The sequence below is a fragment of the Escherichia sp. E.sYA108 genome, from assembly GCF_011754335.1.
GTDB classification, from domain to species: Bacteria; Pseudomonadota; Gammaproteobacteria; order Enterobacterales; family Enterobacteriaceae; genus Escherichia; species Escherichia coli.
Window position 1 is genome coordinate 1,030,746 of sequence record NZ_JAAQVZ010000001.1, and the last position, 12,615, is coordinate 1,043,360.

The following is a 12,615-nucleotide window of genomic DNA, read 5'->3' on the forward strand; positions in this document are numbered from 1 at the left end:
AGGGCCGACCAGCTGATCGGCCCGAGGGGTTATTTCACGCGTTCTTGCGCTTCTTTCAGCAGTTGCTCGAGCAGTGCACCTGGTTTGGCGTATTTACGGGACAGGATCATCGCGGCGATGATATAAGGCTTCCAGCTGGCTTCTTTGTAGGTAGCGATACGGTATTTTTCGAATACGCCTTCAGTCACTTCACCTTCTTTGCAGGATACGCCGCTGATATCAGCTGGCAGGCAGTGCATGTACAGGGCTTCGCCATCACGGGTCAGTTCCATCATCTCTTCAGTACAATGCCAGTCTTTGTGTTGCGCGTTCTGTGCCAGACACTGTTTTTCCAGTGCTTTTAAGCCTTCGTGATCGTTCGCACGCAGCAATTCAGTACGCTCTTCCATCACTTTGTAAGGTGCCCATGACTTCGGATAAACGATGTCTGCGTCTTTGAAGGCTTCTTCCATGCTGGTGACCTGACGGAAGCTACCACCGGAGGCTTTAGCATTGTTTTTAGCAACCTCAACGACATCCGGGATCAGGTCGTATCCTTCCGGATGGGCCAGGGTGACATCCATACCGAAGCGGGTCATCAGACCTATGATGCCTTGTGGTACAGAGAGCGGTTTGCCATAGCTTGGAGAGTAGGCCCAGGTCATGGCGATTTTTTTGCCTTTCAGGTTTTCCAGCGAACCAAAGTGTTCACGTAACCATGCCAGATCAGCCATTGATTGAGTCGGGTGGTCAATATCGCATTGCAGGTTCACTAAAGCCGGACGCTGCGGCAGCACACCCTGCTTGTAACCGTCATCAAGTGCAGCGCCAACTTCACGCATATAGGCGTTGCCTGCGCCCAGATACATATCGTCGCGAATACCGATAGCGTCAGCGCAGAAGGAGATCATATTGGCGGTTTCACGCACGGTTTCGCCGTGAGCGATTTGTGATTTACCTTCGTCAAGATCTTGTTGTGCAAGGCCGAGCAGGTTAAGCGCGGAAGCATAAGAGAAGCGGGTACGGGTGGAGTTGTCGCGGAAGACGGAAATACCTAATCCACTATTAAAGACTTTGGTTGAGATGTTTTCAGCACGCAGTGCTTTTAACGCGGCGGCAACGTCCAGTACTTGTTTCAGTTCGTCTGGCGTCTGTTCCCACGTTAACAAAAAATCTTTTTCATGCAGGTGAGAGGTCAGCGAATTGATATCCTTAATCAGCTCATTAACAGTTTTCATCATAAAGTCCCGATAGTGGAATGACAGGCAAAGTGGTTTATTTCACTGTGACGTGCCAAAGTGATTGGTGTTTTCACAGCTATACCTGGGACTAACAATAAGTGTGCCAGAATTATCCACGCGGCTGCGAAAGGCTAATTTGACGGATAATGTGTGGGGTTGATCACATATTGATGCCAGTTTCCGGTTGTTTTTAAAATACGAAAACGTTTGGCTTTTTTTATCACGTTATTTATTTGCTGCTAAGTATCAGAAATAAGATAAAGAGGCAGGCTATCTCTCTTCAGTTTGATAAACTTGCCGCTGTAATTCTCATATTGATATAGAAATGTGATATCTCTTCCATAATTTTATTAGAAAGTGATAAAAATCTTATGTTTTTATCAAAGCCAATTTCGCCTGAGTTAATATCATCATGATCTGTGAACCATCAACGTCTTCAATGATCGACTTTTAAGTAAGTCTGGAAGGTAAAGCTATGGAGCTTGCGACTACGCAGTCAGTATTGATGCAAATTCAACCGACAATTCAGCGTTTTGCCAGAATGCTTGCCAGCGTTTTGCAGCTTGAGGTTGAGATCGTTGATGAAAACTTGTGTCGCGTCGCCGGAACGGGCGCGTATGGGAAGTTTCTTGGCCGCCAGTTGAGCGGCAACTCACGCCTGCTCCGCCACGTCCTGGAAACGAAAACTGAAAAAGTTGTGACACAGTCTCGCTTCGATCCCCTTTGTGAAGGTTGCGATAGTAAAGAAAATTGCCGCGAAAAAGCATTTCTGGGTACGCCTGTCATTTTACAGGAACGTTGTGTTGGGGTGATAAGTTTGATTGCCGTTACCCACGAGCAACAAGAACATATCAGTGATAATTTACGCGAATTTTCCGATTACGTTCGCCATATATCCACCATTTTTGTTTCTAAACTTCTGGAGGATCAGGGACCAGGAGATAACATCAGTAAAATATTCGCGACCATGATCGATAATATGGATCAGGGCGTGTTAGTGGTTGATGCTGATAATCGGGTTCAGTTTGTTAATCAGACAGCTTTAAAAACACTCGGTGTTGTACAAAATAATATTATTGGAAAACCTGTTCGTTTCAGACCATTAACATTTGAGAGTAATTTTACCCATGGTCATATGCAACATATTGTTTCGTGGGATGATAAAAGTGAATTAATCATTGGTCAGTTGCATAACATCCAGGGCCGACAACTATTTTTAATGGCGTTTCACCAATCGCATACCAGTTTTTCTGTAGCAAATGCATCTGATGAACCGCATATTGAACAATTGGTTGGCGAGTGCCGTGTTATGCGGCAATTAAAACGACTCATTAGCCGTATTGCACCCAGCCCATCCAGCGTTATGGTGGTTGGTGAAAGCGGCACGGGTAAAGAAGTCGTCGCCCGTGCAATCCATAAGTTGAGCGGAAGACGGAATAAACCCTTTATTGCTATCAACTGTGCCGCGATTCCGGAACAGCTTCTGGAGAGCGAACTGTTCGGTTATGTTAAAGGCGCATTTACTGGCGCTTCTGCCAACGGTAAAACAGGGTTGATTCAGGCGGCGAATACGGGCACGCTGTTTCTCGATGAAATTGGTGATATGCCATTAATGTTGCAGGCTAAATTACTGCGCGCTATTGAGGCGCGTGAAATTCTGCCGATTGGTGCCAGTAGCCCAATACAAGTCGACATCCGCATCATTTCTGCAACTAATCAGAATTTGGCCCAGTTCATTGCCGAAGGTAAATTCCGCGAAGATCTCTTCTACCGACTTAATGTTATCCCGATAACTCTTCCACCGCTGCGTGAACGTCAGGAAGATATTGAATTACTGGTGCATTACTTTTTACATCTGCATACCCGTCGTCTGGGATCGGTTTATCCTGGCATTGCTCCTGATGTCGTCGAAATATTGCGTAAGCATCGTTGGCCCGGAAACCTGCGCGAGTTAAGCAATTTGATGGAATATCTGGTTAACGTTGTTCCTTCAGGTGAAGTTATCGACAGCACGCTATTGCCGCCAAATCTGCTGAATAATGGCACAACGGAGCAAAGTGATGTAACAGAGGTCAGTGAGGCGCACCTGTCACTCGATGATGCGGGCGGCACGGCGCTGGAGGAGATGGAAAAGCAAATGATCCGCGAGGCGCTTTCACGTCATAACAGCAAGAAGGAAGTTGCTGATGAACTGGGCATCGGCATTGCTACGCTCTATCGCAAGATTAAGAAATATGAGTTGTTAAACACATAACCTCTGAGAATCCGGCCTGAATTCAGGCCGGATATCCTTTTACTTCGTTTTCTCGCAATCCAGAACTGTATTTACAATCATCTGATACCCCGTGCAGCGACAAAGATTTCCCGCCAGTCCACGACGAATTTCCGTAATGGTTAATGGTTTTTCGCGTGGTTTTGCCAGCATCGCCGTGGTAGCCATAATCAGGCCCGGCGTACAAAACCCGCATTGCACTGCACCAGATTTCGCATAAGCCAGTTGGACATGAGAAAGTTTACCGCCTTTCGCTTCACCTTCCAGCGTGCGGATCTCTTTTCCTTCAGCCCAGGTCGCAAGGAATAAGCAACTGTCTATCGCAGTGCCGTCGACCAGCACCGTACAGGCACCGCATTCGCCTACGCAGCAACCTTGTTTGACACTAAGAAGCCCTTGTTCTCGGAGTAGTTCCGAAAGCGGCATTCCTGGCGCGGCGTGAAGCTGAAAAGGCATCCCGTTAATGGTGCATTCGATGGTAATTGTTTCGCTGTGATTCATTGCAATTTTCCCCCCGCCGCGGCGACGGCTTCGCTAATCACTTTTTTGGTCATCGTCTGGATGAGATGCAGACGAAACTCTTTACTGGCCCGCCATGAAGAACGCGGGGCGACATCTTGCAGGACTGATTCGCTGATGGCTTCCAGCGTTTGCAGGTTTAATGGCGCATTTTGTGCAGTCTGTTCGGCATGTTGGCAGCGAATCGGCGTTGGCGCGGCAACACCAAATGCCAGGCGTAATTCGCTGAAATTGCCGTTATCCAGTCGGCAATGTGCGGCGCAGCCAATTGTTGAAATATCCATTGCGTCGCGCATGGCATATTTAAAATGCGCGCTGCCCGCGTGTTCTTTCGGCTGTGGCGGAAAATGAAAGGCGACAAGGATTTCGTCATGCTCAAGAGACACTTTGCCCGGCCCGGTGTGAAAGCCATTAATCGGGACGAAACGAACACCGCGTGGGGAGTGGAGCTCCAGTTTCGCGTCATAAATTAGCGTTGGCGTGGCAGAATCTGCGCTGGTGGCACCGTTGCAAATATTTCCGCCGTAGGTGGCGACATTACGGATCTGCGGCCCGGCGATTGATGCAGCCGCAGCACATAACGCCGGGAGATTGCGTTGGATTACGGGATCTTCAATGAGCTGAGTAAATGTTGTCGCAGAGCCGATTCGCAGCGCGCCATCTTCCGCCTGTGTTATTCCCTGAAGCTCTGCCAGATTGTGGATATCAACAATATGGCGATAGCGGTCATTGTGATGGTGAAGCTGTATCAGTACGTCAGTGCCACCGGCAAGCAATTTGGCCTGCGGATTGTCAGCCAGCAGGGTGATGGCATCGGCAAGGGTGGTTGCGCGATGGTAAGAAGCAAAATCAAACATGATGTTATCCTCAAATCAATCCTGCCAGATGGAATTCTTCATATAATCGTTTTGGCGTTAGCGGCAGTGTATTGATTGCAACACCGGTAGCCATCTTCACCGCGTTACGAATAGCAGCGGCTACAGGAATTATGGGGGGCTCACCCAGTGACTTATGTCCGTATGCTGATTGCGGCTCATTGATTTCGACGAACGCGCTTTCCAGTTGTGGCAGATCCGGCATGGTCGGCATTTTGTAATCCAGCAGATTGGGGTTACGGACCACGCCGCTTTTCGCATCGATGATCATCTCTTCAAATAGCGCCCAGCCAATGCCCATTCCCATTCCGCCGTGTACCTGACCTTCTGCCAGCAGCGGATTAAGAATATGGCCCGAATCATGAACGTTGAGGATGCGGTTGATGGTGACTTTGCACAGTGCAATATCGACCGTCAGATCAACAAAGGTACAGCCAAACGCCGGTGGGTTAGTGGTGGTTTTGATGGAGCTTTCGGCAGAGAGCTGCCCGCCGCGTTCAGGGTGGTAGAAAGCGTCCATCGCCAAATCTTTTAACGACATTAACGGTTCTTCCGGTCTTTCAATCAGCACGATATGGCCTTTTATCAGGGTCAGATTCATCGCTGACTGATGTAGCATGACTGCGGCGTGAGCGATGATTTTCTCTTTTAATAACAGTGCTGCACTGCGCAGCGCAGGCGCGGCAACATAGCTCTGACGTGAGGCAAATGCGCCGGGGTCGAATGGTGTAACGTCGGTATCTTGGGTTGAAATAACGTGAACATCGCTGACCGGAACTCCCACGGTTTCTGCCACCATTTGCGAGAACACGGTGTCGGCACCCTGGCCGATTTCCGTCGCGCCGCTTTGCACGTTGATGGTTCCATCCTGATTCATCAACAGGCGCGCGCCTGCTATTTCTACGCCGACAGGCCAGGTGTTAGAGGTGTAGCTAAAACAGGCGACGCCAACGCCACGACGTAAATTGCCTTGCTGGTTCTGGCACTCTGCACGGCGTTTTTCCCATTCAAAGATTTTCCGGCCTTTTTCAAGACACTCCGGCAACCCTGCGCTGTAAATACGTTTTCCCGTGAGCGGATTAGCATCTCCTTCGCGGGCGGCGTTGCGTAAACGAATTTCAACAGGATCAATACCTAACGCTGTCGCGGCATCATCAAGCATAGACTCAACGGCAAATACGACTTGTGGCGCGCCATAACCACGCATCGCACCAGCCGAGGGGAGGTTGGTATAGCAGGTCTTTGAACTGTAAGCGTAGGCACAACGAGGATAAAGGTAAGCGACTTTATTCCCCCCAGCAGAAGCAATGGAGTGCCCGTGAGATGCATAAGCGCCGGTGTTAGACAGAACATCCAGACTATAACCTTTCAATGTTCCGTCGCGGTTCACGCCCATTTGCCCGTCAATAGTAAAAGCGTGGCGGGTACGGGTTGCGAGGAAACACTCTTCACGGCTAAGGGAAACTTTCACCGGAATGCCGCCAAGTTTGCTGGTCAGGAATGCCGCCATTGGCTCTTCCAGTACATCCTGTTTATTACCAAAACCGCCACCGATAAACGGTTTGATGACTCGTACGCATGACCAGGGAATATCCAGCGCCTGACCAACCACGCGGCGAACAATGTGCGGGATCTGGGTGCTGGAAACGATGGTAATTCGCGAGTCATCCTCCATCCATGCCAGCGATGTCACGCTTTCCATATGACAATGTTGAATAACGGGAGTCTGATAGTGCCCCTGTACCTGGTAGTCGGCGGCATCGATTGTTTGTTGGACATTACCCGTCGACATCGTGCTTTGTTTCAGTAAATTGCCACCGTTATGGATTGGTGCAGCGTCTTCTGCCAGCGCCGCTTCTGGCGAGGTGATAACGGGTAATTCTTGCCACTCAATGCTGACCAATTGCGCCGCTTTTTCTGCCGTGAGTTCATCGCGGGCCACGACGATGGCAACGGCGTCACCATGATGACGAACATGACGCGTTAGCAGGGCACGATCGGCGGTATCGCGCTTGTTTTCGTCAAGTGTCCAGGCATGCCCTGCCGTGGCGAATGGGATTTCTGGCACATCTTCCCAGGTAAAAATCGCCAGGACGCCCGGCAAACTCCTGGCTTGTTCATCATTAATATTTACAGCATAACCATGTGCGATAGGGCTACGTACATATTTCGCGTAACACATGCCCGCCATAATATAATCGTCAGTATATCGTGCCCGCCCGGTGACCTTAGCAATGGCATCGACGCGCATGCATGATTCACCCGTAGCGGTTGCTTCCCGCGCTTCCATAGAAATCCCCTCGGTTTGAACATTTGGTTCTTATGGCAAAGATTTAGTCTTAGCAGGCAAGAATTACGCCAGAAACGACTATATGCGTGAGGGGAGGAAGGAAGTGTGATGACGTTAAAAAAACACAGATATGATACGAAACAGGACTCTGAATAGGGACAGTGATACGTATCAATATGAGTGGCGATAAAATCAATGTGATAAATTAGGATTATTACGCATCAAGGTGGGAAATAGGGTAAAAGTCAGGAACTTCGATACCACTACAGCAAATATTTTGCTGATGATACTTCCCTTTGCCAAATGAAATTAACCTCTTTCTCTATTACATCGTTTTTCCAGAAGCAAGAGATTGGGTATCAAGAGGCTGGCTGCTATGATATGGCGTCTTGTTTTTTAAGCGAGGAAAGATTTTGAGTGCGGGACGCCTGAATAAAAAATCTCTGGGTATCGTGATGTTGTTATCGGTTGGACTGCTTTTGGCGGGCTGTTCGGGTAGCAAATCATCCGATACAGGAACGTATTCCGGCTCCGTTTACACCGTGAAACGGGGGGATACGCTATATCGTATTTCGCGCACCACGGGAACCAGCGTAAAAGAACTGGCGCGACTGAACGGCATTTCCCCCCCTTACACCATTGAAGTAGGTCAGAAACTAAAACTGGGTGGGGCGAAAAGTAGCAGTAGTACACGTAAATCAACCGCCAAATCAACGACCAAAACCGCATCGGTTACACCGTCATCAGCGGTACCGAAATCTTCCTGGCCGCCAGTAGGGCAACGTTGTTGGTTATGGCCAACGACAGGGAAAGTTATCATGCCGTATTCGACAGCAGATGGCGGCAATAAAGGGATTGATATCTCAGCTCCACGGGGTACACCTATTTACGCCGCGGGTGCAGGAAAGGTGGTGTATGTGGGCAACCAGCTGCGTGGCTACGGTAATCTCATCATGATTAAACACAGTGAAGATTACATTACGGCTTACGCTCATAATGACACGATGCTGGTAAATAATGGGCAAAGCGTGAAGGCTGGGCAAAAAATCGCTACCATGGGGAGCACTGATGCGGCATCTGTTCGCTTGCATTTCCAGATTCGTTACCGTGCAACGGCAATTGATCCGCTACGTTACTTGCCGCCTCAGGGCAGCAAGCCAAAATGCTGATGGCGAATTAATCAGCAGTCAGCAGCGTGATACTTGCTAAGGAGAGCGTAAGGTTTATAATGCCTTACGCATCTCGAAGCGGGCGTAGTTCAATGGTAGAACGAGAGCTTCCCAAGCTCTATACGAGGGTTCGATTCCCTTCGCCCGCTCCAATTTATCTTCACATCATCTGCCTGCCATTTTTGTTGTATCTGATTTTCTATATTATCTTAATTCAAGCGCTTCAGACTTTTCGCAATCGCCGTAATACTTCCCCATTTTTTTGTAAATAAAAAGCGTTTACGCAATGCAATCGTCATGTATCTTAAATAGTCTTATTTAAGATGTTCAGAACTCTTTGTGTGTTTAACTGGCTGATAATTATATAATATTACGAGAGAAGTGATAGAGCGGAATAATAACAAATGAACATTATGAAAACTGGGATGGTTCAAAATTGAAGCAATTTTGAACCATCCACAACGGATATTAGCTAAAGAACATTACCGATACGCACAGGATACCCACGATCAGGGTAATCAGATTTCCGATGGAACGCCAGGGTTTAAGCGCCGGGATGAGATACGTTGACAGCGTAGGCATGATGAAAAGTATCATGGCAATGAGCGGGCCGCTGATCGCGTAAATCATCGAAATCGCGTTCGGGTTAATGCAACAAACAATGAAGGTAATCAGCGATACCAACATAATTGATAGTGCGCGGTTAAATGCACGACTTTTCTTTACACCAACCTGCTGTAATGTTGTTTTGACGACCTCTGTGGCACCTTCAATAACGCCAAAGTACGTACCCAGGAATGATTTCGACATCGCAACTACTGCGACAATAATCCCGGAAATTGACAACCATGCTGGGGCGTTCGGCAGCATAGAAAGCGCCGATAAAATGGTAACCCCTTCTTCTTTAGCCGCTTCAATATACGAAGGTGGAATAGAAAGCAGGCAGCTAAAGACAAAGAACAATACACTTATGCAGATGATGAGATAAGCGACTTTCATAATTTTTTTGCATTTATCCATAGCATGTTCGCCATATTTTTCACGTCTGTCTATGGCAAACGTAGAAATAATGGGCGTATGGCTAAAAGCGAAAACCATCACGGGAATCGATATCCATATCTGGTGAAGGGTATTCTGATTGAACTCTACCTGGGTTGTTAATAGATCAGGTTGCCAACTACCGACCAGGTAAATAGAAAGAAATAAGAAATAGGCAATCAATGGGAATACCAAAAATCCCATTACCCGAATGGTTGCATGGCGTCCCATCAGAAAAATGAGATTCAGGATTAATACAACCCCCAGACTCACCAACATACGGATGCGAAGATCAATAACCATATGCTTTGCCAGCTGTTCCGTAAGTGAGTTGGTAATTGCCACTGCATATATCAACACGACGACAAAAAAGGCGATGAAGTACAGCGTGGTAATCAGATTACCAATCTTCTTGCCATAGTAGTGTGTTACCGCGCCCGTTATCCCTTCACCTGCTGATGTTTTCGATGAGAGGATGAACTGGCATAAGGCTTTATGTGGCCAATATGTTAAAGGCCAGGCGACCAGAGCAGTAATAAACAGGACCACAGCCCCCGCCGAACCTAACTGAATAGGAAGGAAGAGCGTGCCTGCACCAACGGCTGTGCCGTAGAGCGCGAAACTCCACAGAGTTTCTTCTTTTGACCAAATATTAGACATTATCTGAACGTATCATCTACAAATTAAACAAAATGGAGGGCAATTTACCATAAACCAGGTTAAGTATGGGAGATTAACGCCCTATCTACCTCTCTATTGGTGAGTTAGTGGTTGCAAACCTTACGTGCCAGTTATGTCTCTGACTACTACTCAGGCGTATTTCCTTTGTGATAATAGTCACTTTTTTTAAACAATTAAGATAACTGTAATTAACAATCATTTACTATTGCACTGTTAATTGGTGCGAGGTTGTGATGAAAGACGTTGTGATTGTCGGGGCGTTACGGACACCTATCGGCTGCTTTCGTGGTGCGTTAGCGGGTCATTCCGCCGTGGAACTTGGCAGCCTGGTCGTCAAAGCGTTAATAGAACGTACCGGCGTTCCTGCATATGCGGTGGATGAAGTGATTCTTGGTCAGGTGTTGACTGCAGGGGCAGGGCAGAATCCGGCAAGACAATCGGCTATTAAAGGTGGTCTTCCTAATAGCGTTTCTGCAATCACTATTAATGACGTTTGTGGTTCCGGGCTTAAAGCACTGCATCTGGCTACTCAGGCGATACAGTGTGGCGAGGCTGATATTGTCATCGCCGGTGGCCAGGAAAACATGAGCCGCGCACCACATGTTCTGACTGATAGCCGCACCGGCGCACAGCTTGGCAATAGCCAGTTGGTTGATAGTCTTGTGCATGATGGGTTGTGGGATGCCTTCAATGATTATCATATTGGTGTCACCGCCGAAAATCTGGCTCGCGAATATGGCATCAGCCGTCAGTTGCAGGATGCTTACGCACTTAGCTCGCAACAAAAAGCGCGAGCGGCGATTGACGCCGGACGATTTAAAGATGAGATCGTCCCGGTAATAACCCAAAGTAACGGACAGACGTTGGTTGTTGATACCGATGAACAGCCACGCACTGACACCAGCGCAGAAGCCTTAGCCCGTTTAAATCCTTCATTTGATAGTCTCGGTTCTGTGACAGCGGGTAATGCATCATCCATAAACGATGGGGCAGCTGCAGTAATGATGATGAGCGAAGCCAAAGCACGAGCGTTGAATTTACCCGTGCTGGCCCGCATCCGCGCATTTGCCAGCGTTGGTGTGGATCCGGCATTGATGGGAATTGCGCCGGTGTATGCGACCCGTCGTTGCCTGGAGCGTGTTGGCTGGCAGTTGGCTGATGTCGATCTTATCGAGGCTAATGAAGCGTTTGCTGCACAGGCGCTTTCGGTTGGCAAGATGCTTGAATGGGATGAGCGTCGGGTCAATGTCAATGGTGGTGCGATCGCACTCGGTCATCCGATAGGCGCTTCCGGTTGCCGAATCCTGGTTTCTCTTGTTCATGAAATGGTGAAACGTAATGCCCGCAAAGGACTGGCAACGCTTTGTATCGGCGGGGGCCAGGGTGTGGCATTGACCATTGAACGTGACGAGTAGCTCTGCATTTCCTCCTTACCGATAAATATCTGCCGTCATTAATCTGTTGAATAATGATGGCTGGTGAGTCGACATACCTTTTCAGGGCTCCCTGATTTTTCCATTCTCATGACATATTCGTGATCGACACTGCACTTTTTTTAATCCTTAACTTGAAAATGAAACATTGTTTTATTTTTAATTGAAAACCCTATCCCATGGGCATATCATCCCCTCATAGAGAAAACGAAACAGTGTTTTATTATTGTTTTCTATTTTCACGCTTCACTGATTATCGGAGGTTGATGTGGACGTAAGACAGAGCATCCACAGTGCGCACGCAAAAACGCTGGATACCCAGGGGCTGCGCAATGAATTTTTGGTTGAAAAGGTATTTGTCGCCGATGAGTACACCATGGTTTACAGCCACATTGACCGTATTATTGTTGGCGGCATTATGCCGGTAACTAAAACGGTTTCCGTTGGCGGGGAAGTTGGTAAACAACTCGGCGTAAGCTATTTCCTTGAACGTCGCGAGTTAGGTGTTATCAATATTGGCGGTGCCGGTACGATTACTGTCGATGGTCAATGCTATGAAATCGGTCACCGCGACGCCCTGTATGTTGGTAAAGGTGCAAAAGAAGTTGTCTTTGCCAGTATTGATACCGCCACTCCGGCGAAGTTTTATTACAATTGCGCACCCGCGCATACGACGTATCCCACCAAAAAAGTCACACCGGACGAAGTATCTCCAGTCACGTTAGGCGATAACCTCACCAGTAACCGTCGCACGATTAACAAATATTTTGTCCCGGATGTGCTGGAAACCTGCCAATTGAGTATGGGGCTGACGGAGCTGGCTCCAGGTAACTTGTGGAACACCATGCCGTGTCACACCCACGAGCGCCGGATGGAAGTTTATTTCTATTTCAATATGGATGATGACGCCTGCGTTTTCCACATGATGGGGCAACCGCAAGAAACGCGTCACATTGTGATGCATAACGAGCAGGCGGTGATCTCCCCGAGCTGGTCGATCCATTCCGGCGTCGGAACCAAAGCTTATACCTTTATCTGGGGCATGGTCGGTGAAAACCAGGTTTTTGATGATATGGACCATGTGGCCGTTAAAGATTTGCGCTAGTTGTGGGCATAAA

9 protein-coding genes and 1 tRNA gene are annotated in these 12,615 nt (G+C 48.1%); 5 read left to right on the forward strand and 5 right to left on the reverse strand.

All coding sequences use genetic code 11. The annotated features are described in order from the left end of the window. Nucleotides 1-29 precede the first annotated feature (29 nt). The gene (ygeW, locus tag HBM92_RS04985) at nucleotides 30-1,217 is read right to left on the reverse strand and encodes a knotted carbamoyltransferase YgeW (RefSeq protein ID WP_000859787.1); all 1,188 of its coding nucleotides are present in this window, start codon (nucleotides 1,215-1,217) and stop codon (nucleotides 30-32) included. Nucleotides 1,218-1,695: 478 nt separating this feature from the next. Between ygeW and HBM92_RS04990 the strand changes: the two genes are divergently transcribed. Then, entirely contained in the window at nucleotides 1,696-3,474 is a 1,779-nt protein-coding gene (locus tag HBM92_RS04990; RefSeq protein ID WP_000417824.1) for a sigma-54 interaction domain-containing protein, read from the forward strand. A gap of 39 nt (nucleotides 3,475-3,513) precedes the next feature. On the opposite strand, the gene xdhC is transcribed toward HBM92_RS04990, so the two are convergent. The 3 genes from xdhC to xdhA are packed head-to-tail and all read right to left on the reverse strand — an operon-like array spanning nucleotide 3,514 to nucleotide 7,176. Continuing rightward, a complete protein-coding gene (xdhC, locus tag HBM92_RS04995) occupies nucleotides 3,514-3,993 on the reverse strand; it encodes a xanthine dehydrogenase iron sulfur-binding subunit XdhC (protein ID WP_001016597.1) in 480 nt (159 codons plus the stop codon). Beyond that, the gene (gene xdhB, locus HBM92_RS05000; RefSeq protein ID WP_000459216.1) at nucleotides 3,990-4,868 is read right to left on the reverse strand and encodes a xanthine dehydrogenase FAD-binding subunit XdhB; all 879 of its coding nucleotides are present in this window, start codon (nucleotides 4,866-4,868) and stop codon (nucleotides 3,990-3,992) included. Before xdhB ends, xdhC begins: the two co-directional genes overlap by 4 nt. 10 nt (nucleotides 4,869-4,878) lie before the next feature. Next, complete coding sequence (gene xdhA / locus HBM92_RS05005) at nucleotides 4,879-7,176, reverse strand: xanthine dehydrogenase molybdenum-binding subunit XdhA (protein ID WP_000388086.1); 2,298 nt, start codon at nucleotides 7,174-7,176, stop codon at nucleotides 4,879-4,881. 413 nt (nucleotides 7,177-7,589) lie between these two features. Between xdhA and actS the strand changes: the two genes are divergently transcribed. Together actS and HBM92_RS05015 are read left to right on the forward strand one after the other, a co-directional pair. Then, nucleotides 7,590-8,345, forward strand: coding sequence for an amidase activator ActS (gene actS / locus HBM92_RS05010; protein WP_001272558.1), 756 nt, complete (start codon nucleotides 7,590-7,592; stop codon nucleotides 8,343-8,345). A gap of 78 nt (nucleotides 8,346-8,423) precedes the next feature. Then, nucleotides 8,424-8,497: transfer RNA gene (locus tag HBM92_RS05015), tRNA-Gly, on the forward strand. Nucleotides 8,498-8,813: 316 nt separating this feature from the next. Here HBM92_RS05015 and HBM92_RS05020 read toward each other — a convergent pair. Beyond that, nucleotides 8,814-10,043 carry an amino acid permease gene (locus HBM92_RS05020; protein WP_000065950.1) on the reverse strand — a complete coding sequence of 410 codons (1,230 nt, stop codon included), beginning with the start codon at nucleotides 10,041-10,043 and terminating at the stop codon, nucleotides 8,814-8,816. A 254-nt stretch (nucleotides 10,044-10,297) separates the two neighbouring features. Between HBM92_RS05020 and HBM92_RS05025 the strand changes: the two genes are divergently transcribed. Beyond that, nucleotides 10,298-11,479 (forward strand): acetyl-CoA C-acetyltransferase, encoded by a 1,182-nt coding sequence (locus tag HBM92_RS05025; protein WP_000656011.1) that lies wholly within the window; start codon nucleotides 10,298-10,300, stop codon nucleotides 11,477-11,479. 286 nt (nucleotides 11,480-11,765) lie between these two features. Further along, nucleotides 11,766-12,602 (forward strand): 5-dehydro-4-deoxy-D-glucuronate isomerase, encoded by an 837-nt coding sequence (gene kduI / locus HBM92_RS05030; protein WP_000383248.1) that lies wholly within the window; start codon nucleotides 11,766-11,768, stop codon nucleotides 12,600-12,602. Nucleotides 12,603-12,615 lie beyond the last annotated feature (13 nt).

Excerpts from the sequence above, each read along its gene's own strand:
- ygeW (WP_000859787.1), bottom strand. The coding sequence starts at position 1,217 with ATGAAAACTGTTAATGAGCTGATTAAGGATATCAATTCGCTGACCTCT.
- HBM92_RS04990 (WP_000417824.1), top strand. The coding sequence starts at position 1,696 with ATGGAGCTTGCGACTACGCAGTCAGTATTGATGCAAATTCAACCGACA.
- xdhC (WP_001016597.1), bottom strand. The coding sequence starts at position 3,993 with ATGAATCACAGCGAAACAATTACCATCGAATGCACCATTAACGGGATG.
- xdhB (WP_000459216.1), bottom strand. The coding sequence starts at position 4,868 with ATGTTTGATTTTGCTTCTTACCATCGCGCAACCACCCTTGCCGATGCC.
- xdhA (WP_000388086.1), bottom strand. The coding sequence starts at position 7,176 with ATGGAAGCGCGGGAAGCAACCGCTACGGGTGAATCATGCATGCGCGTC.
- HBM92_RS05020 (WP_000065950.1), bottom strand. The coding sequence starts at position 10,043 with ATGTCTAATATTTGGTCAAAAGAAGAAACTCTGTGGAGTTTCGCGCTC.
- HBM92_RS05025 (WP_000656011.1), top strand. The coding sequence starts at position 10,298 with ATGAAAGACGTTGTGATTGTCGGGGCGTTACGGACACCTATCGGCTGC.